25 protein-coding genes are annotated in these 25,013 nt (G+C 38.2%); 21 read left to right on the top strand and 4 right to left on the bottom strand.

Annotated elements, in window-relative coordinates; all coding sequences use genetic code 11:
* Positions 1-19: 19 nt before the first annotated feature.
* The 3 genes from KZZ04_RS06450 (at position 20) to rluF (ending at position 3,365) form a co-directional block, all read left to right on the top strand.
* Positions 20-1,234 (top strand): EAL and HDOD domain-containing protein, encoded by a 1,215-nt coding sequence (locus tag KZZ04_RS06450; protein WP_058404216.1) that lies wholly within the window; start codon positions 20-22, stop codon positions 1,232-1,234.
* A gap of 30 nt (positions 1,235-1,264) precedes the next feature.
* Positions 1,265-2,335 carry a DUF418 domain-containing protein gene (locus tag KZZ04_RS06455; RefSeq protein ID WP_219422260.1) on the top strand — a complete coding sequence of 357 codons (1,071 nt, stop codon included), beginning with the start codon at positions 1,265-1,267 and terminating at the stop codon, positions 2,333-2,335.
* Positions 2,336-2,399: 64 nt separating this feature from the next.
* Positions 2,400-3,365, top strand: coding sequence for a 23S rRNA pseudouridine(2604) synthase RluF (gene rluF / locus KZZ04_RS06460; RefSeq protein WP_219422204.1), 966 nt, complete (start codon positions 2,400-2,402; stop codon positions 3,363-3,365).
* A gap of 92 nt (positions 3,366-3,457) precedes the next feature.
* Here rluF and KZZ04_RS06465 read toward each other — a convergent pair whose 3' ends face one another.
* A complete protein-coding gene (locus KZZ04_RS06465; RefSeq protein WP_138528986.1) occupies positions 3,458-6,535 on the bottom strand; it encodes an efflux RND transporter permease subunit in 3,078 nt (1,025 codons plus the stop codon).
* Positions 6,536-6,537: 2 nt separating this feature from the next.
* Positions 6,538-7,620 carry an efflux RND transporter periplasmic adaptor subunit gene (locus KZZ04_RS06470; protein WP_219422205.1) on the bottom strand — a complete coding sequence of 361 codons (1,083 nt, stop codon included), beginning with the start codon at positions 7,618-7,620 and terminating at the stop codon, positions 6,538-6,540.
* Positions 7,621-7,742: 122 nt separating this feature from the next.
* On the opposite strand from KZZ04_RS06470, the gene KZZ04_RS06475 reads away from it, so the two are divergent.
* Both KZZ04_RS06475 and KZZ04_RS06480 read left to right on the top strand, forming a co-directional pair.
* A complete protein-coding gene (locus tag KZZ04_RS06475; protein WP_058404170.1) occupies positions 7,743-8,645 on the top strand; it encodes a LysR family transcriptional regulator in 903 nt (300 codons plus the stop codon).
* Positions 8,635-8,934, top strand: a complete 300-nt coding sequence (locus KZZ04_RS06480; RefSeq protein ID WP_219422206.1) for an MGMT family protein — start codon at positions 8,635-8,637, stop codon at positions 8,932-8,934. The genes KZZ04_RS06475 and KZZ04_RS06480 overlap by 11 nt, the downstream gene beginning before the upstream one ends.
* A gap of 23 nt (positions 8,935-8,957) precedes the next feature.
* Here the strand turns inward: KZZ04_RS06480 and KZZ04_RS06485 are convergent, their stop codons facing one another.
* Together KZZ04_RS06485 and KZZ04_RS06490 are read right to left on the bottom strand one after the other, a co-directional pair.
* The gene (locus KZZ04_RS06485; RefSeq protein WP_257903567.1) at positions 8,958-11,918 is read right to left on the bottom strand and encodes an EAL domain-containing protein; all 2,961 of its coding nucleotides are present in this window, start codon (positions 11,916-11,918) and stop codon (positions 8,958-8,960) included.
* Between the two features lie 301 nt (positions 11,919-12,219).
* Complete coding sequence (locus tag KZZ04_RS06490; protein WP_219422208.1) at positions 12,220-12,849, bottom strand: hemolysin III family protein; 630 nt, start codon at positions 12,847-12,849, stop codon at positions 12,220-12,222.
* Positions 12,850-13,000: 151 nt separating this feature from the next.
* Here KZZ04_RS06490 and KZZ04_RS06495 point away from each other — a divergent pair, with 151 nt between their 5' ends.
* The 16 genes from KZZ04_RS06495 (at position 13,001) to KZZ04_RS06570 (ending at position 24,946) form a co-directional block, all read left to right on the top strand.
* The gene (locus KZZ04_RS06495; RefSeq protein ID WP_219422209.1) at positions 13,001-13,333 is read left to right on the top strand and encodes a hypothetical protein; all 333 of its coding nucleotides are present in this window, start codon (positions 13,001-13,003) and stop codon (positions 13,331-13,333) included.
* Between the two features lie 337 nt (positions 13,334-13,670).
* On the top strand, positions 13,671-13,943 hold the full coding sequence (locus KZZ04_RS06500) for a hypothetical protein (protein WP_219422210.1): 273 nt from the start codon (positions 13,671-13,673) through the stop codon (positions 13,941-13,943).
* A 235-nt stretch (positions 13,944-14,178) separates the two neighbouring features.
* Positions 14,179-14,757 (top strand): LON peptidase substrate-binding domain-containing protein, encoded by a 579-nt coding sequence (locus tag KZZ04_RS06505; protein ID WP_171034603.1) that lies wholly within the window; start codon positions 14,179-14,181, stop codon positions 14,755-14,757.
* 67 nt (positions 14,758-14,824) lie between these two features.
* Positions 14,825-15,448 (top strand): sigma-70 family RNA polymerase sigma factor, encoded by a 624-nt coding sequence (locus KZZ04_RS06510; protein WP_008129206.1) that lies wholly within the window; start codon positions 14,825-14,827, stop codon positions 15,446-15,448.
* A complete protein-coding gene (locus KZZ04_RS06515) occupies positions 15,441-16,121 on the top strand; it encodes a ChrR family anti-sigma-E factor (protein ID WP_058405139.1) in 681 nt (226 codons plus the stop codon). Before KZZ04_RS06510 ends, KZZ04_RS06515 begins: the two co-directional genes overlap by 8 nt.
* Positions 16,122-16,129: 8 nt before the next feature.
* Entirely contained in the window at positions 16,130-17,083 is a 954-nt protein-coding gene (locus tag KZZ04_RS06520) for a DUF523 and DUF1722 domain-containing protein (RefSeq protein WP_219422211.1), read from the top strand.
* Complete coding sequence (gene phrB / locus KZZ04_RS06525) at positions 17,083-18,477, top strand: deoxyribodipyrimidine photo-lyase (RefSeq protein WP_219422212.1); 1,395 nt, start codon at positions 17,083-17,085, stop codon at positions 18,475-18,477. The genes KZZ04_RS06520 and phrB overlap by 1 nt, the downstream gene beginning before the upstream one ends.
* A 1-nt stretch (position 18,478) precedes the next feature.
* A complete protein-coding gene (locus KZZ04_RS06530; protein ID WP_058405142.1) occupies positions 18,479-18,907 on the top strand; it encodes a nuclear transport factor 2 family protein in 429 nt (142 codons plus the stop codon).
* A 2-nt stretch (positions 18,908-18,909) separates the two neighbouring features.
* Positions 18,910-19,620 carry an SDR family NAD(P)-dependent oxidoreductase gene (locus KZZ04_RS06535; RefSeq protein WP_058405143.1) on the top strand — a complete coding sequence of 237 codons (711 nt, stop codon included), beginning with the start codon at positions 18,910-18,912 and terminating at the stop codon, positions 19,618-19,620.
* The gene (locus KZZ04_RS06540; protein ID WP_219422213.1) at positions 19,617-20,873 is read left to right on the top strand and encodes an NAD(P)/FAD-dependent oxidoreductase; all 1,257 of its coding nucleotides are present in this window, start codon (positions 19,617-19,619) and stop codon (positions 20,871-20,873) included. The genes KZZ04_RS06535 and KZZ04_RS06540 overlap by 4 nt, the downstream gene beginning before the upstream one ends.
* Positions 20,866-21,594, top strand: a complete 729-nt coding sequence (locus KZZ04_RS06545; RefSeq protein ID WP_219422214.1) for a DUF1365 domain-containing protein — start codon at positions 20,866-20,868, stop codon at positions 21,592-21,594. Before KZZ04_RS06540 ends, KZZ04_RS06545 begins: the two co-directional genes overlap by 8 nt.
* Before the next feature lie 49 nt (positions 21,595-21,643).
* Positions 21,644-22,906, top strand: a complete 1,263-nt coding sequence (locus KZZ04_RS06550) for a cyclopropane-fatty-acyl-phospholipid synthase family protein (RefSeq protein ID WP_058405146.1) — start codon at positions 21,644-21,646, stop codon at positions 22,904-22,906.
* Positions 22,884-23,387, top strand: a complete 504-nt coding sequence (locus KZZ04_RS06555; RefSeq protein WP_219422215.1) for a DUF2878 domain-containing protein — start codon at positions 22,884-22,886, stop codon at positions 23,385-23,387. The genes KZZ04_RS06550 and KZZ04_RS06555 overlap by 23 nt, the downstream gene beginning before the upstream one ends.
* A 139-nt stretch (positions 23,388-23,526) precedes the next feature.
* Positions 23,527-23,922, top strand: a complete 396-nt coding sequence (locus tag KZZ04_RS06560; RefSeq protein WP_368735886.1) for a chalcone isomerase family protein — start codon at positions 23,527-23,529, stop codon at positions 23,920-23,922.
* A gap of 1 nt (position 23,923) precedes the next feature.
* Complete coding sequence (locus tag KZZ04_RS06565; protein ID WP_219422217.1) at positions 23,924-24,463, top strand: DUF3833 domain-containing protein; 540 nt, start codon at positions 23,924-23,926, stop codon at positions 24,461-24,463.
* Positions 24,464-24,670: 207 nt separating this feature from the next.
* On the top strand, positions 24,671-24,946 hold the full coding sequence (locus KZZ04_RS06570; protein WP_006793424.1) for an HU family DNA-binding protein: 276 nt from the start codon (positions 24,671-24,673) through the stop codon (positions 24,944-24,946).
* The last annotated feature ends 67 nt before the right edge of the window (positions 24,947-25,013 follow it).

The following is a 25,013-nucleotide window of genomic DNA, read 5'->3' on the forward strand; positions in this document are numbered from 1 at the left end:
TTTAAATAAAGTAGGTAAAGTGTCTGTATTTGTTGCAAGGCAAGCAATTTTCAATCGGCGTCAAAAAGTAGTTGCGTATGAGCTGCTTTTTAGGGACAGCCCTAAAAACTTTTTTCCAGATATAGCCGAGGGACAGGCAACTGCGCGGCTTATTATGGAAAATCAGCTTAATTTGGGTACACGCCATATCACCTCAGGTAAAAAAGCACTTATCAACATTGGGCCAGAATCTTTAGAGCTTGACCTATGTGCCTTTTTACCATGCCAAGACGTTGTAATAGAGCTGCTTGAGAGCATAGAGCCCACCGATACAAATTACGAGTTATGCCGAGAGTTATTTCATAGTAATTTTAATCTCGCCCTTGATGATTTTGTTTATAAACCGCAATGGGATCGTTTTTTAAAGCTCGTTAAACTCATAAAATTTGATATAACCATAACCCCATTAGACGAAATTCACCCTATTATAAAAAAGCTTAAAGATCACAAACAAATTAAGTTGCTGGCCGAAAAAATAGAAACACAACAAGAATATGAAGTTGCCGCTGGTATGGGCTTTGATTACTTTCAAGGTTATTTTTTTGCAAAACCCACCATGATGAAGCATAACGACATCGATTATAACTACGGGTTAGTCGTGGCTATTTACGCTGAGATAATGAAACCTAATCCAGACCTAACGGCAATAGCACAATTGTTTGAACTTGATGCAGCATTAGCTTATAAATTACTGCGTTTAATTAATAGCGGTGTGTTTCCAATACAAAGTAAAATTGCGTCGTTAAAGCAAGCGCTTGTTTATTTAGGACAGGAGCGTTTAAAAAAGTTTGTTAGTTTAATCGTGACAGCTCACACTGCCGGTAAAAAGCCTGCAGAGCTAATGCAAGTGTGCGTGGTGCGTGCCCGTTTTTGTGAATTGATTGCTAAAAAAGTGGCCAAGCATCAGTCAGGAGAGGCTTTTTTAACCGGCTTGTTTTCACTCCTTGATGCTATTTTAGATGAACCAATGAGCTTATTGGTTGAAAAGTTACCTTTTCAAGATGATATAAAAGCAGCCCTGCTTGAAGAAAAAAACACACTGTATTACATTTTAAAAGTTGTTAAAGCATACGAAACCGGCAGCTGGTGGGCACTCGAACAAGCAGTTATATTTTTAAATATACAAAGTGATATACTACCAGAGCTTTACCAAATGTCGGTTGACTGGGCCGACAGCTATAAAAATAATATTTAACGGAAAACAGCTTTAATGCGAAATTATAATATGGACTTTATTCGCGGCATTGCCGTGCTTGGCTTAGTGTTTATGAATGGCTATGCTTTTGGTTTTATGGAATTTGGTTACGTGCCATTAACCACCCCCCCTGTAAGCGACACCCTCATTCAATATATGAATATACTGTTTATAGAAGGCCGATTTAGAACGCTGTTTAGTCTACTTTTTGGCGCAGGTTTATATATTCAATGGCAGCGCTATAAGTCATCAGTTCAAATAAAGAGCAGATTATATTGGCTAATAATTTTTGGCCTCATACACGGCTTTTTACTTTGGGCTGGTGATATTTTGTTTGTTTATGGTGTATCTGGCTGGTTTATTATTAAATATTTAGACACCGACAACCCCAAGCTATTGCAAAGAGGGCTTGAGTTTACTGCTCTCTCAGCAGTAGTTACATTTTTAGTGTTATTGAGTATTCCTGACGATCAGACTTATCGTGATTCTGCCAAGTTTATCGAGTTATTTAGCCCTCATTACAGTGACTATTTTAATGAAAATCTTTATATAAATATTCTTATGCTAATAACAGTACCGCTAATGACGATGTGGATGTGCGTTGGCATTATGCTAATAGGTATTTACGCGTACAAAGAGGGAGTTTTTAGCAAAGGTTTATCAACTCAGCAGTTGCAGATATGTACAGTAGGTGTACTTATTTCTTGTATTATAAGATTAAACACATCAACGCTTACCGGTGGCTTGGGTTTTAGTTTACAAGAAATTTCTAACATGTTCGCCGCCCTGTTTATGGCTGGGCTTTATATTCATGTAATCGTTAAGTTTTGTGGCAATAGCCCACAGTTTGGCAAACTAATACAGCAGGCGGGTCGCATGGCATTCACACTATATATAAGCCAAACCGTTATGCAATTGCTTATTTATAGAGTGTTATTTCCAGAGTGGATACTTAGCTTTAATAGAATAGATTACTGGTTAGTTGCCGCTAGCTTAGTTGCTGCGCAGTTATTATTTACGTTATTTTACAGTTGTTATTTTAAACAAGGGCCGCTTGAAGTGCTTTGGCGTAAATTAACCGACATTAAATCGGCGGCATAACTCGCATTTTTAGGTGGTTTGGGTATACACTAACGACCCTAAAAAATTAATACCATTAAGTGATATGACCGAATTAAAACGTTTAAATAAATTTATTAGTGAAACAGGTTTTTGTTCACGCCGTGAAGCCGATAAATATATTGAGCAAGGTCGTGTGTCAGTTAATGGTAATTCGCCAGAAATGGGCGTAAAGGTTGCAGCAACCGATGTCGTATTGGTCGATGGAAAACCATTAAAAACGCCACCTAAACGCGTTTATATTGCTTACAATAAACCAGTTGGTATAACGTGTACAACCGAGCGAAAAATACAAAGCAATATTGTTAAAGCGGTTAATTATCCCGATCGTATATTTCCAATTGGGCGATTAGATAGACCCTCTGAAGGATTAATCTTTTTAACCAACGAAGGCGATATTGTTAACAAAATTTTGCGTGCGGGTAATAACCACGAAAAAGAATACATAGTCACTGTAGACAAACCACTTAATCGCCAATTTGTATCTAAAATGGCCAACGGCATTCCTATTTTAGATACTGTGACCAAAAAGTGTAAGGTTACACAAACAGCCCCTAAAGAATTTAAGATTATTTTAACCCAGGGATTAAATCGCCAAATTCGTAGAATGTGCGAGTATTTAGGTTACGAGGTTGTTACTTTAAAGCGCACTCGCATAATGAATGTAACGTTAAAAGGCTTAAAAGTAGGGCAGTGGCGTCATTTATCAGATGTTGAAATGGCGCAAATTAACGACTCGATTGCAGACTCAGGAAAAACTCAAGAGCATTCTTTAGATACTAATAAGGTTGCGGATAAAAACGTTGGGGTGTCGCCCAAGCGCGACTTTCAGGGTGAAAACCCGCGCCGTAATAAACAAAAAGAGCCAGGGGGCGAGCAAAAAAATAATCGCGCTAAAGCACCTTATCAAAAGCGTTCTACAACCTATGTCGGTAAACCAAAAACGGCAAAAGCAAATAGTGCATCTAGCAATAAAGCAGGCGCACGCATAAAGCTAAGTTTAAAAAAATAAGCTAAACAATTACCATTATATTTGTTTAAGTTATAAAAAATGCCACAGTTTACGCTGTGGCATTTTTATTTAGATAAATACTTAATATGTCGTTATTTACTTGGTTCGTATTCAATTCTAAAAATCATAGTATATAAAACAGGCACTACTATTAGTGTCAGTATAGTGGCAAAGCCTAAACCAAACATGATAGTGACCGCCATTGATTGAAAAAACACATCAAACAGTAATGGGATCATACCCAGTATTGTGGTTATTGCTGCCATTGCGACAGGACGCACACGGCTTACGCCAGATTCGAACACTGCTTGATATGGCGATTTACCATCGCGAAGCTCAAGGTTTATTTGATCGACTAACACTATACCGTTTTTAATTAGCATGCCGCTTAAACTTAATAACCCAAGTAGGCCCATAAAACTAAACGGTGCGTTCATAGCTAATAAACCGGCACTTACACCTATAATTGCTAATGGTACCGTAGCCCAAATTACAAGAGGCTGTTTTAAAGAATTAAAAAGTAAAACAGTTATAGCAAACATAGCTAAATAGCCTAGCGGTAAAGAGCCGAATATTGCTTTTTGAGCCTTACTAGATGATTCATATTCGCCGCCCCATTCTAAAGAGTAGCCATGAGGTAGCTCTATAGATTCAATGGGGCCTCGTACTCGGGCAAATAATTTAGCGGCTGTTTCGTCGCCTAATACATTTTGATCGGCCATTATCGTAATTGTTCGCTTTCTATCGCGACGCATTATTAGGCTATCTTCCCATTCAACTATAAACTCATCAACTACTTGCGTTACAGGCACAAATACACCTAAAACAGGGCTGTATATTTGTAAATCATGAACGCTGTCTACATTTAGGCGCTCATTCGCAGGTGAGCGAGCAATAATAGGTAAAAGCTGGGTTCCATCACGATATACACCGACTTGTTTACCCGAAAGGCTTGTAAGCAGCACATCATCCAGGTCTGATTTACTGATCCCTAAACGTCGCGCTTTTTGCTCGTTAAACTGTGGGCGAATCATTTTAGTACGTGCACGCCAATCGTTTCGGATATTAAACGCGCCGTCGTCTTGCGACATTAGTTTTTCAGCCTCTGCAGCGAGTTTTCTCAGAATAACAGGATCTGGGCCGGTAAAACGAGCTTCTATTTTTGCATCAGTTGAAGGACCAATTTCCATTGGTTTTATCTTTAGCTCGGCTGATAACGCTGAGTTTTGTGAATAATCTCGTACTTTTTGCATGACGACTGCAACAGCTTCGCGGTCTTTTACTCTTATGATAAGTTGTCCATAAGACGAATAAGACTTTTGAGGCGCATAAGTTAGCATAAAGCGCGGCGCACCTTGGCCTGTCGTGCTTGTTACTTCTTCTACAAGTTCTTCTTTTTGCAAATAGTGTTCAAGCTTTTTAATACCGTCTATTGTTGCGCGTATATCTGAACCTTGTTGTTGCCAGTAATCTACGTAAAACATAGGTGTGTTAGAGGCCGGGAAAAACGACTGCTTAACCGAGCCAAACCCCACTACTGCACTGCAAAGTAATACAACCATGAGGATCATAGTTGATTTACGGTAATGCATTGCTAAATCTAAGAGTGTTTTATAGCCTGTAAAAATAAATCCTTGGTATGGGTCGTTATCTGAATCGTCTCCGGTATTTTTATCTTTTTTAAACTCATTTTCTGAAAACATAAGGTTTGCAAAAAATGGCGTTAAGGTAATAGCGGTTATCCAGCTGAGTAACAACGATATGAATAACACCCAAAATAAGCTGCCGGCAAACTCACCCGTTGCGTCAGAACTTAAACCAATTGGCGCAAACGCAGTAATGCCTATGATGGTCGCACCCAATAATGGCCACTTGGTCTGCTCTACAATATTAACAGCGGCTTTAAGTTTAGTTTGACCCCGTTTTAAGTTAATTAATATGCCTTCGGTCACCACAATAGCGTTATCTACTAACATACCAAGCGCAATGATCAGTGCACCTAGTGATATACGTTGTAAATCTATGGCAAACAGCTTCATAAAAATAAAGGTGCCTAAAACAGTTAGTAATAAAATACCACCAATTAAAATGCCACTTTTAAGACCCATAAAAATAAGCAAAACAACAATGACGATTGCAATAGCCTCTAGCAAGCTTACAATGAAGCCGTCAACGGAGGTTTCTACTTCTTTTGGTTGGTTATAAACAGCATTAACGTCAATACCATGGGGGCGCTGGTACTCAAGCTCTGCTAAATGAGCATCAATACGTTTACCCACATCAACTACATTAACGCCATTCATAAACGACACACCAATTAATAGTGCTTGTTCAGAATTGTATCTAATAACATTAGTAGGTACTTCAGCGTACTCTCTAAATACCTCGGCAACATCACCTAAGTAAATAAGCTCGCTGGCACCTGGTTTAGAAATCAGCAGGGTTTCAAGCTCTTTAACATCTTTAAATTCGCCGGTAGGGTGAAAACGAATTGATTCGTCGCCCACTCTAATTTTACCTGCGTTAGATACCGTGTTTTGTGACTGTAATAAAGCAAATATATGGCTAGGGGCTATACCAAGTTGGGCTAATTTACGGGTAGATATTTCTACCATTACTTGTGGCTGTTGCTCACCGGCAATGGTTACTTTGCTTACCCCTTTTACTAATACCAATTCACGTTTTAAATAGTCGGTATAGTCTTTTAGTTCATCGTAAGAGTAGCCGTCACCCACAACAGAATATAAAACACCATATACATCGCCAAAGTCATCTAAAATGGTGCTTGGATAAACACCACTAGGTAGTGATGGCGAAAGGTCATTAATTTTACGACGCATTTCATCCCAAATTTGACGAAGTTGCTCTTTTCGGTAGGTGCTCTTCATTTCTACGGCTATTTGAGATTTGCCATTTGACGAAATAGACGTGACATGATCAACATACGGTAATTGTTGAATTGCATTTTCTAAAGGAAACGTAACTTCTTCTTCAACCTGTTGCGGCGAAGCACCTGGGTACATGGTAATAACCATAGCTTGCTTTAAAGTAAACTCAGGGTCCTCTAGTTGGCCTAAATCAAAATAAGATACACTTCCGCCAATTAAAAGCAGCAGTGCAAACATCCAACTAATTACTTTTTTTTCTATGGAAAGTTGTGCAAAGCTCATAATTATAAGCCTCGCTCTTTATTCCATGGGCGAACTTTCATGCCTTCTTCTATTGAATGAACACCCGCAGACACCACAATTTGGCCCTCTTTAATACCGCTAAGTACTTCTATGCCATCATGGTGTAATTGGCCAACTTCAACAGCTTGCTTATAAACTTGGCCGGTATTTTCATCATAAAGCCAAACATAGGCATTATTGTTAATCGCTTTTTGGGGATCAGAAAAAACCGACTCAATTGGCAATATGGTATAAGCAACCTGCGAGCGAGTTACTTTACTTAAATCAATTAACACACGGCCAGTCATACCGGCTAGTAAGTTAAAGTCATCAGGGACGGGTAGCGAAAATACCACTTTATAGGTCAGTGTTGCAGGATCGGCTTGGGTGTCCCATTCTTTAATGTCGAGGGTGTATTCTTTATCTTCAAAGCCATCAAATTTAACCGTTGGATGGTAATCAGTGCCCTTTTTAAAACGCGCCACTATTTTTTCAGGCACTTGAATTTCTACGTCCATTAAATCGCGAGTTTCTAGGCGCAAAATATTTTGCTTTGCCTGAATGTTTTCAAAGTTTTTTACAAATACCTTTGCAACGGTACCGGCAAATGGCGCACGCAACTCGCTGTATTCGAGGTTGGTTTCAGCAATTCTAAAGGCCGATTCAGCAATTTGCATATTAGCTAAAGCTTGGTCTAACTCAGATTGGCTGGTGATTTTTTTCTCAAATAGCTGTTCTATTCTGCTCAATTGCGACTTTGCCAACTCATAACGTGCCTTTCGTTCATCAAACTGCAGTTGAAAATCTTCAGGGTCTAATTTTGCTAATAAATCACCTTTTTCAACGTGTTCACCGGCAAGAACCGGAAACTCTATAAGTTCTCCGTTTACTCTAAATGCAAGGTATGAGCCTTGGTTTGCAACCACTTCAGCTGGAAAACTACGAATATTAATTTGTGAGTCGTGGCCTATTGTGAAAAGCTTAACAGGGCGGATAGGCTCTTCTTTAACTTGTTGTTCTGGCTCAGAACAGGCTATTAAGCTAAGTAAGGTCGTTGTTAAGAAACATAGACGAAAGAGTTTCATGTCTTCTCCGTTGCAATATTGGCAAATTAATTAAGTGCAGAATACGCTGCAAACATATAAAATAAAATTCATTAAATCTTACATACTTAATAAGTTTTATTTATGATGTTTTTGGGCACAATATGAAGCTGAATCAATTAGTAATTTTAGATGCCATAGTACAAAGCGCAAGCTTAAGCGGGGCTGCTCAAAGGCTTCATAAAACGCAGCCTGCGTTAACATTGGCTATTAAAAACCTAGAATCGCAAATAGGGTTTGAGCTTTTAGACAGAACTAAGTATAGATTACAGCTGACTGAAAAAGGGCGTATCTTCCATCGTGAAGCCCAACAGCTGCTGCATGCGAACGATGAGCTTGCAAAACTGGCAGAAGAGCTCTCATTAGGGAATGAACCGCAATATAAAATTTGTTACGAGCAGCTTTGTCATAAGCAAAGCTACAACCAAATAATAAGTAATACTTTTAAACAGTTTACCAGTACCGAGTTTTGTATTAGCAGCGGAAAACGATTTGCGTCGTTAGAGCAAGTAAACAATGGACAAGCAGAGCTAGGCATTGGCCCATGGTTTGATTTATTCCATGCCACAGGCGATTTAGAAAGTTTGCCCATAGGCAAGCTCGATATTGGAATAGTAAGCGCAAAAGGGGTTTTACCCAAACAGCTCACTTATACTCAACTACAAAACTACCCCTGCTTAGCCATGTTTGAAAGCGATTTAAGTATAGACAGCGAAAGGCTTTCGTATTCCAAAGGCTCCGCTATGATGAAAATAGACGATGTGGCGACCTTAAAATCGTTTTTACTCTCAGGAGCTGGTTGGGCCATGATGAGCTTAGAGCATTGCGCGCCTGAAATAAAAGCAGATTTACTACAAGAAATCCTTATTACCGACCGCGAGCATAAATTTAGCGCACAAATAAGAGCGTTTAGGCAACACGCCATTCATCATGGCCCAGTGGCACGCACTGTATGGGACCAATTTAAACAACTGAGTAAGGTTTACGCTAATAAAAATGGATATTGATAAACACACTGTAATTTATACTATCATAGCGAGTATACCCAAAGGTTGTGTTGCCAGTTACGGCCAAGTAGCGGCGCTTGCAGGTTATCCTAATAATGCTAGGTTGGTAGGTCGTTTATTAAAAGAGATGCCAAAAGGTTCGACGATTCCATGGCATCGAGTGGTTAATAGCCAAGGTAAAATATCGTTTGCTGAGAGCTGTCCTCAGTATCACATTCAACGAGAGAGATTAATTGCTGAAGGCATTGTTATTAACCAGCGTATTAATATGGCCAAGTACCGTTGGTAGTAAACTAAAGCTCAACTAATACTCTATTTATGTGAGTTAGTTAAAGCCCAAATTTCATTAGCAGTCCATTCGTTTAACCAAATAGGAATAGCCTCAGCTTTCATGGGTTTGGCAATACCATAACCTTGTGCTAAATGACAGCCAAGAAGCATAAGAGTTGCTGCATGCTCAGGCGTTTCTACGCCTTCAGCTATAACGCCTCGTTTAAACGAATTAGCCAGTGCAATAACGCCTTTTACAATTGCTAAATCGTTCGAGTCTTCAAGCATATCTCTAACAAAGCTTTGATCTATTTTTATTAAACTTGCTGGTAAACGTCTTAAATAAGTCAGTGATGAATAACCGGTACCAAAATCATCCAACGAAAAATCAACCCCTAAAGTTTTACAATCCTGCATAGTTTTAGATACATGGGTCACATCGCTCAGTGCACTGGTTTCTAGTACTTCTAGCTCTAAACTGGTTGCATTCACTTGTGGGTGCGCCAATAGTAATTCAGTTAACTTTGAGGTAAATTCAGGTTGTTGTAATTGTACTGCAGCAACATTAACGCTTACTTTTACAGTTAAACTTGGCGTTAATGATTGCCATTGATTAATTTGAGTCAAGGCGGTATCAATAACCCACTCGCCAAGGTCTATCATTAGTTGATTATTTTCAATGGCTGGTAAAAACTCGATAGGGCTTAGTAAGCCACGCTCGGGGTGTTGCAGGCGTATTAATGCCTCTACGCCAATCATATCGCCGGTTCGCATATCAACCTTAGGCTGGTAATAAAGCACAAACCAATTATTAGCTAAAGCCTCACGAATGAGCGCAATGCCTTTTTGCTGTAATTTAACTGTATCTCCTTGACTCGTATCGAACAAATGATAACGATTTTTGCCCATTTGTTTGGCAATATACATGGCATGATCGGCATGGCGCATTAATTGATCGGCATCAAAATTATCTTCAGGGTATACGGTCACCCCAATACTGGCTGAAACATTTAAGACAATGTCATTCACCGTAACCGGTTTAGCTGCTGCAGCTAATAGCCGCTCGAGCACAGGGACACAATCGGCAATTGATTCTAAGTTGGTTAATACGGCAACAAATTCATCGCCACCAATACGGGCTAAACTATCCTCTTCACGCAGTGCATCTTTTAAACGGATAGAGATCGCAACAAGTAACTTATCGCCAATATCATGCCCATGTGAATCATTTACCTGCTTAAATCCGTCTAAATCCAGAAACACCACAGCCAGTGAATTGTTATGTCGACGGCATTGCAACATGGTTTGGCTAAGCCTATCTGCTAGCAGCACACGGTTTGGCAAGTTAGTTAATAAATCATAATGTGCAATTCGGCTTAGTTGCTCTTGTTGACGTTTAGCTTGGGTTATATCGGTAAATATTCCCAAGTAAAAAGTAACGTTGTTATCATCGGTTAACACGGAAATAGTTAGTAGCTCTGCATACAGCTCGCCATTTTTTTTGCAGTTCCAAATCTCTCCTTGCCAATGACCAACCTTGTTTAATTGTAGCCATATATCTTTATAGAAAGAGTCTAATTGTTTACCAGAGTTTAAAAACTCTGGGGTGCGGCCTATTACCTCATCATGGCTGTAACCGGTTATTCGACAAAAAGCAGGATTAACATCAACAATATGTCGATTTGCATCAGTAATAATAATGCCTTCGTGAGTATCTCTAAATACGCGCGAAGATAAATGCAGCTTTTCCTCAATTAGCTTTCGTTTAGTAATATCGATTGATACACCCAACATAGTGACTGCAATACCTTGATTATCTCTAACGAGTGTTCCTTTGGTATTAAACCAGCGAATTTCACTGCGTTTATTAACAATACGATGATCAATATTATATTCCTTTGCATCGTCAATGCATTTTTCTATATTTCTTATGACATCGGCACGATCAGCAGGGTAAATAATGGCCAGATATTCATTTTTAGTCATTTCTAGTTGTTTAACACTGCCGTTAATTAATCTAATACCATGTTCAGAAAAACGGATTCCATTGGTTTTTATATCCCATTCCCAAGTCGCAATCCCACCTACTTTTTGACTCAGATGAAGCCGCCTTTCGGTATTAGTAAGTGCCTTAATATTATTTTGTAGTGCCTGAGTACGTTGCGTTACTTTTTTTTCTAGTTTTAGGTGACTGGCTCTTAAGCGAGTCACTAAATAAGAAGTGACTGTGGTTAAAAGGATGAACAGGGCTGCAATAGCAACACCAAATAACAGCATGCTACTATCTTTCCAGCCATTGATAGGATAAGTTTTAAATATCCAAACCCCATTTGGTACTTGTATATTAAAGTTGACAGTATTTTTTATTTTTTGGTTTTTTGAGCTAACAATAATTTGTACATGATTTGTATCGGGCATGATTTTTGAAAGCTCATAGCCAATACCTGCCTGTGGCAGTTGTTCCAAGTTAACGCTTTGCAGAATATCCGGAAAGCGAATAAGCGCTGTAGCAAAACCCCAAAACTTTTTACCCTCTTGCGTATCTAGATAGACAGGTAGCCTAGCAGCAGCCCCCATTCCACCTTGAAATAACTCAAACGGCCCTGCGAGGGTTAATTTTCCGGTTTGTTTGGCTAAAAATGCCTCTTGAGTTCGCAATGGATTTTCTAATACATTATTGCCTAAAGCGCTTTCATTGCGTTTAAGTGGTACTACGTGTGTAAGTATACCGTTTTTATGAAGTTGTAAGGCGGCAAGGCCGGGGTAGAGCGCTAACATTTCAGATGCAAGCTCTTCAAAACCATCTGTTTTGCCTTTTTGTGTGCGAATTAATGCTGCGATTGGATAGGCTGCAGAAAGCGTTTGGTTAAGGTTATTTCTAATGTGGTTTACGTAACTACCTGAAACTTCTCTTATAGAGATTTGCTTTTGCTGATAAATGTATTGATCAAGTAAGTAAATTGAATACACGGCGGCAAGTGTTGATATTAAAAAAGTGATCAAAACGAGTCTTGCATAGATAAACAAGCTTAATATTTTTGAGCGTGTCTTAGATAATGACAATGTTAATAACACCTAGCGTTGTTGATACCAACAAACAATAATAATTAATTAAGCGAGTTGGTATTAGCCGCGTCCATCTAAATCAACGGCGTTTTGAATTCCATTTTTCAGTATAGCAAACAGATTTCTAGATCATGAGATAGATTTCGTTATCGTTTTTATTAATAAGTACATGTCCAGGGTATTAGCTAAAAACGCAGGTAATGAGGTGATATTTAAAAAAGACTATGTGTATTATTGCTTAATACACATAGCGGGTAATAGCGATGTAATGGCTTACGCATCCACCAATAACAAAGAGGTGCCAAATAGCATGGCTATATTGAGTACTTTTAGCGCTGTAAAACACAGTACCTACACTATAAAATACGCCGCCAGCTAATAGCCAGTAAAGTGCATTTATATTAACGCTTGAATACAGCGGGTAAATAATTGCTAATGCAAACCATCCCATGAGTAGGTAAGTGGCAAGGGATATTTTTTTATTGCCATTTTTAACAAGTATTTTGTACGCAACACCCGCAATAGCAACACTCCATATAAAAGTGAGTGTTCCCCATGACCAAGCCCCTGAAAGTGAGAGCAATAAAAAAGGAGTGTAGGTGCCAGCAATAAGTAAATAAATGGCGCAGTGGTCACACTTTTTATATAAGGCACGTAAACGTGGTTGGACGCTGGCGTGGTATAAGGTTGATGATAAAAAGAGTATAAACAAGGTACTACCGTATATTGCAGTACTTATATAGGCTTTGGGATTTGTAGCTTGACTAAATAGATCCCACATAACAAACACGGCAAAAATAATACCCAGAGCATGGCTTATAACATTGAGCTGTTCTTCTTTACGAGAATAAGGGGCGTCGAGTGACATTACTGCTCCTACCACTATTTAATTAGCGTTTAGTGTACAAGTGTACGCTGAAATTTTCAATCACTGTACAAGTTAAACCTTTTTCTTGATTTTAAACAAAAATAATTCACTATGTGTTGGCCTATTTTCAACATAACTCAAGTTAAAAACCATGAAAGCAAATTTAAAAGCCGCATTACTAACAGCCATTATTTATCCAGGGGCTGGGCACTTTTCGTTAAAAAAACATTTAATAGGTGCAATATTTGCTGGTGTGTTTTCGGTATTATTAATTTTAACTATGAAGGATATTTTTGCCGTTGCACAATGCACAGCCAATGAAATTGTGGCAGGGAAAATACCTATGACTCTTACCTCTATATTTAGTGCCGCAAAAGAGCCGTCACAAGCATGTGCAAAACTTGCAGAATACAAATACTTACCACTTATGATTGTGATTTGGGTGCTGAGTATGGTTGATGCCTTTCGTTTAGGTAAAAAGTAAGCCTAAGCCTATTAGTCTTTTTATATTCACTGATCTTATTATTTCAAAACCATTATTTATGGTTGCGTGTTTTTAATAATGACTTTGTGATTGACCGACCATTTTTAATTTAATGCTTTTGCGAATCTATAAAACTGAGCATACCCACTGTTTATTTTAACTAAAAAGTGGCTAAAAAATAAATATACGTGGTTAAATTAACCTCTCCTGAATTTTTATAAATTACCTAGCTTATAAAATAATTATATATATCAATAATTTAAACTTTATTTTCATCTTGGCACAACCCTTGAGTATATAACTACGTCTAAACAATACACCAACAAGGAATACCATTATGAAACATTCAATTAAAATCGCTATGGCTAGTTTATTAGTATTAGGTTCTTCGCAAGTAAACGCGACAGAAGTTGACCTAGATGTAACTGATATTTTAACAAGCAGTGTGACAAGCTACATTAAGCAAACCACCATAGAGCTTGAAAAATCTATAAAAGATACCCTTTATTTTGATACAAAACTAACACTTGAATCGTTAATTGAGCCTGCTGGCTTAGTCAGTAATGAAGTAGCTGAAAGTACGAATCCAGCAGTAAAAAACGCAAAATAAGCAACTTAAAGGAATAAGACGATGAGTACCGAACTTGGATTATTTGCACTTATGTTAGCACCTGTAGTGAGTATTATAACTGCGTATGTATCTGTACAAGCATTAAAGAGCATGGGCGGGTGGCTTAATATTTAACCAGTTAAGTATATTGCAATTAATTCGATTTAGTTAAAGCTGATCGACTTAGTAAAAACGCACGTAAATAAAGGCAGTGTTATTGATAGAAGTAGACTTTATGAAACGTGCGATTTTCCCATTACCCATTTTTATTTTACCTGAAGGTTACACGCGTTTGCGTATTTTTGAGCCTCGTTATTTAAATATGGTTAAAACCGCATTAAAAAATAGCACGGGCTTTGTACTATGCACGTTTGAGCACGACACACCTTTTAATATAAGTGCCCAAGGCTGTTTGGTTGACATAATCGATTTTGACCAAGATGACAATGACGTGCTGCTTATTGATGTTTTTGCGTCTAAAAGTGTTCAAATTAATGATGTTTACCAAGACGAAGAAGAACTCCGTCATGGTTTAATATCTGACTGCAAAACGCCTTATTGGTATAACGAAACAAACACTGCTGTTGCCGAGCATTTTTTGCTACATGATGCGTTGCGCAATGTGTTTTATGGCAACCCTGAATTAAACCTACTTTATAAAACAACTAATTTTAACAATCTAGCATGGATAGCCGCACGTTGGCTTGAGCTATTGCCTATTTCGATCGAGAAAAAACAACAACTTGCGTTCGAAACTAACTTTGATAACTTACTCAATTTCCTACATACTGTGATTAATAACGAATTTGCCTAAATAATGTGATCCCATACAATTTATTGTACGTACTACTCATACCAAAACAAAAATGGGATTAATTACTATGGTAAGTCAACAACAGTCAACTCGTTGTGAACCTAATACAGGTAAGTATACTGCCATGCCAGAAACGCCTAGTTCTGAACTTATGCAAGCATTACTTTCGGTTGCACAAGACCGCGATAAAAAAGCATTTGCCTATTTATTTGAATATTTTTCACCAAAAATTAAGCGCTTTGGAATAAAGCAGTTTGGTGTTGAAGCACAAGCGATGGAGCTTGTGCAAGAAACATTAACGTCAGTTTGGCGTAAAGCGCATTTATATAATAGCGATAAAGGTGCTGCGACTACGTGGGTTTACACAGTAATGCGTAATGCCTCGTTTGATATGCTCCGCAAAATGAAAAGTAACAAAGAAGAAAACATTAGCGAAGATATATGGCCTTTAATTAACGATTCTGAAGACACAAATCATGAATACACTGATCATTTAGAAGATAAACAAATTAAACGCTACCTTGACAAATTGCCTATCGCACAACGCGAAGTTGTTCGTGGGGTTTATTTTCAAGATATGTCGCAAGAGCAATTAGCTCAACAACTTAATATTCCAGTAGGCACGGTAAAATCACGATTACGTTTAGCCTTGCAGAAATTACGTAATGAAATGGGAGATCAGCATGATTAAACATCACCCGAGTGAAACACTACTTACAGAGTATTGTTCAGCGTCGTTAAGTGCCTCTTTGAGCCTTGCAGTTTCGATACATGTAGACATGTGTCCTGTTTGCCAAGAAAAGGTAGCAAAAATAGAAGCAAGCAATGCAGATGCGTTGTTTAGTGAAGACACCGAATCTTTTGAGCAACCGATTAATAACCAATCTCAATTGCTTGAAGAATTTGATATGAACGTGCTTGACCTAATCACTGCTGATGATTCTATAGATGAAGTGTATGAGGTAGAACCTGTTAAAGTAAGTGTTAATGAGCATAACTACCAATTGCCTCGCGCATTGTCGCGTATTTCACACAGCAAATTTACCCAAGTTGGCAAATTAGCTCGCTCACGCGTTGCACTAGACGATGGTGCGCTACGCTCAAGTTTGCTACATATAGACGCTGGCGGTGAGATTCCTGAACATACTCACACAGGTTTTGAAATAACCCTGTTACTAGACGGTGAGTTTTGTGATGAAGACGGGCACTACGTACCAGGTGACTTTATTTGGCAAGATGGCAGCCACCAACACACGCCAATAACAAAAGATGGGTGTTTATGCTTTACAGTTGTGAGCAGTGCGCTACATTTTAATAAAGGGCTAAGTAAGTTACTAAATCCAATTGGTAATTTAATCTACTAAGAGATTACATGCAAAAAACTACAATAAAAATAGGTATAAGCGCCTGCTTAGCAGGCGAAAAAGTTAGATTTGATACAGGTCACAAAAGGTCAAACTTTTGTATGGATGAACTTGCAAAGCATGTTGAATATACACGCTTTTGTCCTGAGGTTGCGGTTGGCTTACCAATACCTCGACCTACAATTCGCCAAGTTCGAGTTGGTGACACTATTAAAGTTTGCCGTCCTGACGGCTCTGGCGACGTAGGTCCGAAGTTAACTGAATACGGTAAAAAAGTATCAACTGAGCAGGCTAAAGAGTTGAGTGGTTTTGTATTTTGCGCCAAAAGTCCAAGTTGCGGCATGGAGCGTATAAAAATATACAATGAGGCTGGTACAGGTAACACCTCAGAGGGCGTTGGTTTTTTTGCCGAACAAATTATGAAGCATAATCCGCTGTTACCTTGCGAGGAAAATGGCAGATTGAACGATATGCACTTACGTGAAAACTTTGTAATGCGCGTATATGTTTTAAATAGCTGGCAGCAGCTTGTAAAAGAGCCACTAAGTGTTCACCACCTAACTCAATTTCATGCCAAGCATAAGTATTTATTAATGGCTCACAACTATCAAGCGTATCGAGAACTTGGTAAATTGCTTGGAACTTATACAGGTGACGACATAAATACGTTGGCTGATGAATACATTTTAGGCTTAATGACAGGGCTTAAAAAACCTGCATCACGCCGTAATAATTGCAACACATTAATGCACTTACAAGGTTACTTTAAAAAAGACTTAGCTAAGGTTGAAAAACAAGAACTGCGTGAAGCAATAGACGAGTATCGCTCTGGTTTAGTGCCGCTTTATGTACCTCTTACTTTACTTAAGCACCACCTAAAAGTTCACCCTAAAGAGTACCTAGAAAAACAGGTGTTTTTTAATCCCTATCCTCATGACTTAAAACTACGATTTGGTATTTAATGAATACATTATTTTGGTTTAGGCGCGATTTGCGCCTTTTTTCGAATGAAGCGTTAATAGAAGCGCTAAATAATGGCGCTAAACACGCCATTTTTTTTGTTTGCGAAAAGCAGTGGCAACAGCACCAAGCAGCGCCCATACAAATTGATTTACTTAAGCGACGTGTTGCTTATTTACAAGACCAACTTGCCAATTATGGTATAACGCTTCATGTAATTAATGCCCCTAGTTTCGACGACTGTGAAACTGAATTACTTTCGTTTTGTGAAACTAACAACATTGAGCACATTATTGCTAATACAGAATACGAATTAAACGAAGTTAATCGCGACAAGGCCGTTCTAGCAAAGTGTGACAAACGTTCTATTACTTTTACGTTATATGAAGGGGATTTAATTGCGCCTGTTGGTAGCGTTAAAAACCAAAGTAATGAAATGTATAAAGTATTCACACCATTTAAACGCGCATGGTTAAAGCAATATCAAGACACCCACTTTAGCTTGGCGCGATGGCCACTAGAGCAAAATCCTATAAAAATTGAAAAAAGCCAGTACCTTGAAAGCGATGGTAGCTCGGATAAATGGCCCGTTGATGATGAAACACTTTTAACCGTTGTTGATAATTTTATTTGCGATAAGTTAACAAGCTATGACGACCAGCGTGACATCCCCAGTGTTAAAGGCACATCAGGTTTAAGCCCATATTTAGCTTTAGGTATAGTTAGCCCAAAACAATTATTGATTAATATACAGCAACGTTACCCCGACATACTCACCACATCAAAAAGTAAAACATTTACGTGGGTTAACGAGCTAATTTGGCGAGAGTTTTACAGGCACCTTATTGCAGAGTACCCGAAGCTTTCGCGTGGCGAAAACTTTAACGAGAAATATAATCCGGTTGTATGGCGTAAAAACGAAAAAGAGTTTAAAGCATGGACCGAAGGGCGTACGGGTTACCCATTAGTAGATGCAGCCATGTTACAACTAAAGCAAACTGGATGGATGCATAACCGTTTACGAATGGTAGTAGCCAGTTTTTTAACCAAACACTTATTAATTGACTGGCGTGAGGGTGAGCGCTTTTTTATGCAGCACCTTATTGATGGTGATTTAGCCTCAAATAATGGTGGCTGGCAATGGGCTGCAAGTACAGGCTGTGATGCGCAACCGTATTTTAGAATTTTTAACCCTATTACCCAAAGTGAGCGATTTGATCCGACAGGTAAGTTTATACGTAAGTATTTGCCTGAGCTTGAAAATGTGCCAGATAAACACATTCATTTCCCACATACTTACTTAGCTGCAACAGGCAAAGGAAGTGAATGTTATTGGCCAGCAATTGTTGATCACAAAGCTGCACGTGAACGTGCGCTCGCTGCATTTAAGGTATGATATGGATAACCAGTTACCAGTAGATAAATTTGTTGATATTTACCAGCAACTCAATAGTTCTAACTTGGATTTATTAAGTGATATTTATGCCGACAACATTCAATTTATTGATCCAATGCACGAAATTAACGGCATAGTAAGTTTGCGAGACTATTTTGCAAATTTATATAGTAACGTTAAGCACTGTCAGTTTGATATTACAGATTCGTTTGGTATTAATAACAATGCATTTGTCTATTGGACAATGCATTATTCACATCCCAAGCTGGCCTCTGGCAAAACCATATCTGTGCAGGGGCATAGCAAATTAATTTTTGATAATGAAAAAATTATTAAGCACCGTGATTACTTCAATGTCGGCGAACTGCTCTACAAACACATCCCTATATTAGGCAGTGTGGTTAATTACATTGATAAAAGGGCGGGTTAATTATGGTTACCTTAATAACAGGCGCGACGTCAGGTATTGGCGAGCAATTAGCAATTAAATATGCACAAATGGGTGACACTGTTATTGCATGTGGCCGTAATACAGAAAAATTAGCGGAGCTTTCAAAACATAAAAATATTGAAAGTTGTAAGTTTGATGCAACAAGCCTAAAAGATATTAAAGAAGCAACGATTGGGTACCCGCACTTTGACCGCGTTATTCTAAATGCAGGCAATTGTGAATACATAGACGATGCGAAAAACTTTGACAGTGCCCTGTTTGAACGAGTAATTAATGCCAATTTACTGTCGGTAGGCTTTTGCCTAGAGGCGTTGCTCCCCAAAGTTAAAAGCGGCGGTCAATTAGTTATTGTTAGTTCAAGCGTTACATACTTACCGTTACCACGCTCTGAGGCTTATGGTGCGTCTAAAGCGGGCGTAAGTTATTTAGCTAAAAGCCTTGCCGTTGATTTGACCGATATAGATGTAACGTTAGTTCATCCTGGATTTGTTAAAACACCTCTAACAGAAAAAAATGATTTTCCTATGCCTATGGCAGTGACCGCTGAAGAAGCGGCAGATTATATGATCAAAGGAATAAACAAACGACGTAAAGAAGTACATTTTCCGTATCGCTTTACGCTTATATTAAAAGCATTGCGGATATTGCCTTTGCCGCTCTGGCTTAAAATAGCAAAAGGATTAACCCGTTGAAAAAAATAGCAATAATTGGAACTGGTGTATCAGGTTTAACCTGTGGGCATTTGCTTCACAAACACTACGATGTCACTTTATTTGAAAAAAACGATTATATTGGCGGGCACACTGCGACAGTTGACGTAGCTGTTAAGGGCGTTAATTACGCAGTGGATACCGGCTTTATTGTTTTTAATAACCGAACCTACCCTTACTTTGAAAAGCTACTTGCTCGCATTGGCATAAAAAAGCAAGAAACCCAAATGAGTTTCAGTGTTCATAATGAGGCAACAGGCTTTGAGTACAATGGCCATACCTTCACCAGTTTGTTTGCACAAAGAAGAAATATTTTTAGGCCTAAATTTTGGCGCTTGTTATCTGACATAGTTAAATTTAACAAACTATGTAAAGCCATACACGAAAAAGGCGAATACCAACAATCTCAAACATTGGGCCAGCTTCTTAATGAGAATCAGTTTAATGACTTTTTTAAGTATCATTATATCCTACCCATGGGCGCAGCTATTTGGTCTACTAGTATTAAGGAAATGGAAAATGTAGGTGTAGAGTTTTTTGTAAAATTTTTCTTTAATCATGGCCTTTTAGATATTACAAATAGACCTCAGTGGTATGTTGTGCCTGGCGGTTCACGCGAATACATTAACCCATTAATAAAAGGGTTCGCTGATAAAATAAAGCTTAACACTGATATTAAATCGGTAATTCGTGCAAATGACCAAGTAACCATTGAACTTACCAATGGTGAGCAGCATATATTTGATAAGGTGGTCTTTGCTTGCCACTCAGATCAAGCACTTAAATTACTTGGTGATGCAACAAGCCAAGAAAAATCTGTACTTGGTGCAATTCCTTATACTGAAAATTCAGTAGTGCTTCACACAGATACAAATTTACTACCTGACAGAAAAGCTGCTTGGGCTAGTTGGAATTATTTATTAAATAACAATACCGATAAAGCAGCTGTTGTTACCTACCAGATGAATATATTGCAAGGTATTCAATCAGACACTCAGTTTTGCGTTACGTTAAACCACCTTGAAGGGATAGATAAAAGCAAAATATTGCGTGAGTTCACTTATCATCATCCTGTTTTCAACAAAGAATCCATTGCTGCGCAAGGTCTTAAACAAACTATCGATGGCCAAAATAATAGTTATTTTTGTGGTGCCTATTGGTACAACGGCTTTCATGAAGATGGTGTGCGCAGCGGTGTAGATGTGGCAAGGCAGTTAGGGGTTGAGTTTGACTAGTGCTGTTTATTTAGGCGATGTTAAGCATCGCCGTTTTGCTGTTAAGACTCATCATTTTAGTAATCCACTGTATATGATGTGGGTTGACCTCAATAACCCAGAGCAATTGAATAATAAGCATAAATGGTTAGGCACGTCTGGTTTAAAAGCATTAAAGTTTAATGAATCAGACTATTTTGTTAATAGTCCCCACAATAATGATGCTTCAATCATTGAACGTGCAAGTCATCAGTTATTATCGCTCGGTGTAACAGAGACTTTTAGCCATGTTTACATGCTTGGACAGCTTCGTTGCTTTGGTATTTACTTTAGCCCAGTAAACTTCTTTTTTTATGGTAATAGTGACTGTGAATTTAAGTACATGGTCGCTGAGGTTAGTAATACACCATGGAATGAGCGACACTACTACTTGATACCTCTAGAGAAAAAAGTGAACTTTAAAAAAGTATTTTCCGTATCACCCTTTATGAATCTTGATATGCACTATCATTGGACAATCAGGTTAACGCAAGATAAAACTTTGATTCATATTGAAAATAAGCGGGATGGTGAGTTGCTATTTGATGCCACTCTTCGATTAACCCGCAAAGAACTGACTGAAAAAGAAATGAGTCAGTTGTTAAAGCGTTTCCCAGCAATGACGTGGACAATATTTAAAGGTATTTATTACCAAGCGTTAAAGCTATTTATAAAAAGAGTGCCTTTTTTAGGCCATTCTTAAAAGTCACAAATTACATATAAGCAGTAATAAAAATAACATAGGTGTTCTAATGGAAAAAGTGTCTAGCTTAAATTGCGAACAAAACACAGGCTGGTTTACAGGGCTTTATAAAAAATTAGTATTTAAAGCCTTTTCTTCAATAGAAACAGGGCAAATCACCGTGATTGATGAAGATCTGCAGCTTGTTTTTGGAGATGCATCATCTGACTTAAAAGTAACGGTAACAATCCACGACAAAGCAATGTATAAGGCATTTGCGTTGTCTGGCAGTGTTGGTGCAGGCGAATCTTACATTTTAGGTCAATGGAGTTGTGACAATCTAACCCGACTAATTGAGTTGTTTGCGATAAATGAGAAGCAGCTGGATGAATTTGAAAGAAAATTTGCATTTTTCAGTAATATTGCTAACAGGTTGACTCATTTAAAAAACAAAAATTCTCAGTCGGGATCGAAGAAAAACATAGTTGCTCATTATGATTTAGGTAACGATTTATATGAGTCGTTTTTAAGTAAGGAGATGCTTTACTCGTGTGCTGTTTATCCCTCAAAAGATGCCAGTTTAGAAGATGCTCAGCAACACAAGCTAAAGCGTATTTGTGAACAGGTTGAATTGAAAGCCGGTGACTCAGTAATAGAGATTGGTACAGGCTGGGGGGCATTTGCCATTTTTGCGGCAACGCATTATGACTGCCAAGTAACGACTACAACGATATCTGATGAGCAATACGATTATGTCGCTCAAAAAGTTAAAGAGCTAGGCTTAGAAAATAAAATAACGCTCCTTAAACTCGACTATCGGTTGCTGACAGGCAAATACGACAAGTTAGTGTCAATTGAAATGATTGAGGCGGTGGGCCACGAATATCTACCTAGCTTCTTTACGCAGTGTGGGTCCTTGCTAAAAGACGATGGCGCAATGTTGATACAGGCAATCACTATTAGCGATCAGCGTTATAAGCACTACCTTAAAAATTCAGATTTTATCCAGCAGTATATTTTCCCAGGTGGGTGTTTACCCTCATTAAACGAAATGAGTGAGCAAATTAAGAACAACACCGATATGGTTATTCATACTGTTAGTGATATTGGAACGCATTACGCAAGAACGTTAGCTGATTGGCGTGAGCGCTTTATCAAGAGTTGGCCAGACCTAGACCGCTCAAAATTTGATGACCGCTTTTATAGGCTATGGTTATTTTATTTTGCGTACTGTGAAGGTGCATTTAGAACCCGTGCAACCAGTACCGTACATTTAATGGCGCGTAAACCTCGCTTTAGTAGCAGTGTAGATGAAATTGCACTCGCTTATTAATTTTATTTTGTTTCAAGCAGTGTGGTTTTTATCATTACTGCTTGAAGGGAAATCACTTTTATTTAGTGCGATTGTTATTGTTTTAATGTTTTATTTATCAAAACATAAAAAACAAGACGCATTACTCTTACTGAAAGCACTCCCAATTGCATTATTGCTCGAATATATTTCTGTAGAGCTTGGCTTACTTGCGTTCAAGGTCAATCCATTTCCTCTGTGGTTGGTTTTTTTATGGGCCGCACTACTACTATCATTAAACACATCGATGCACTTTTTGAGTCGTTTAAAATTTTGGCAAGTTTTTGTTGTTTGTTTGGTTTTTGCACCTGCTAGTTATTGGGCGGGGGCACGATTTAACGTAATTGATTTAGGGTTACCCCTTTGGCAATTTTGGTTAGCCTACGGTGCGATGTGGTCAGCAGCCTTTACGTTCATTGTACTTATAAATCAAAAAATAAAGTCGATAATACCTCCTACTTGAGGCCGGTTTACCTAGTTAATTTTTTATTTAAATAAGGACTTTAATATTGAAAGCACTCATTAATACGACTTTGCTGTACCTATTATTAAGTACTTCTGCTTTTGCTAATGCTGAATTTAGCAAAGTGGGTGAGGGTAGAATGGAGTATTTGTTTTGGGATGTATACGACGCCACCTTATATACTCCTTCTGGCGATTATGCTTTGGGTGAACACCCTGTCAAATTTAAGCTTATCTACTTACGTGATTTTGAAGCCAAAGAAATTATAAAAGCAACTAATGAGCAGTGGGAGTTAATTGGTAAGGAAGATTTAGTTAATAAATACGATAAGCAGCTTTTATCGCTTTGGCCAAACATAAGCAAAGGCGACTCTTTAACCTTGGTTACAGACGAACAAGGCAAAAGTACTTTTTTGTTTAACGATGAAAAAGTAGGTGTTATTGATGATATTGCCTTTTCGAGTGATTTTTTAGCTATTTGGTTAGCTGAAAATACGTCTGAACCGGCTTTAAGAAAAAAACTATTAGGGAATTAAAATGACTATTAATAACGCGTTAAAAATGACTCTTGTGTGCGTACTTGCGCTCCTTTTAGTTAGCTGCTCTGCACCTAGCGTTGAGCATTACAGTAAAACAACCCCCAATTTTGACTTTAAAACGTTCTTTAGCGGAAAATTAAAAGCCTACGGCGTAGTGCAAGACTTTAAAGGTGAATTAACCCGTAAGTTAGTGGTTGACATGAACGCTACGTGGGAGGGCAACCAGGGCGTTATAGAAGAAGATTTTGTGTATGATGATGGTGAAACACAAAAACGCATTTGGAAAATAACCCTTAACGATGATAACACGCTTACAGGTACTGCTGATGACGTTCTTGGTGTAGCAAAAGGTAAGAGTGATGGCAGTGTATTTCATTGGAATTATAACGTTGAGCTTCCTTATGACGGGAGTACTTTAGATGTTAATTTTGATGACTGGATGTATTTGGTAACACAATCACGCTTGATTAACCGCACATCTATTGTTAAGTTTGGTGTCGAGGTCGGGGAAGTGACCTTAGTTATCGAAAAAATATAGTTTTTACATGTTGATGAACACGCACCAAAATTGTACAAAAATTAAGTCTTTGTTAACACAAGATGCTGTATTTTAGCGGAAATTAATATAATTTTATGTGTTTTATAAGATTTTAACTAAAAATTGCAATTTGCTGTTGCTAACTTTTAAAAAATACATAAAGATAGGTTTTGCGAAGGCAAAATAATAACGAATAGGAATCTAACAATGAATAAAGCTCAATTAGTTGAAAAAATTGCTACTGACGCGGAAATTTCTAAAGCCGCTGCTACCCGTGCGCTAGACGCATTTACTGGTGCTGTAACTTCTGCACTTAAAGAAGGTGATTCAGTAGCATTAGTTGGTTTTGGTACTTTCTCAGTAAAAGAACGTGCAGCACGCACTGGCCGTAACCCTCAAACGGGTGCTGAGATCCAAATCGCAGCAGCAACTATCCCAAGCTTTAAAGCAGGCAAAGGTCTTAAAGACCAAGTAAACCTATAATTGGTTTTACAAATTAATTGAAAAAAGGGCTATTTAGCCCTTTTTTTTTATATTCTAAAAGCCGTAT

The organism is Pseudoalteromonas sp. CR1 (genome assembly GCF_019392235.1).
Lineage (GTDB): Bacteria > Pseudomonadota > Gammaproteobacteria > Enterobacterales > Alteromonadaceae > Pseudoalteromonas.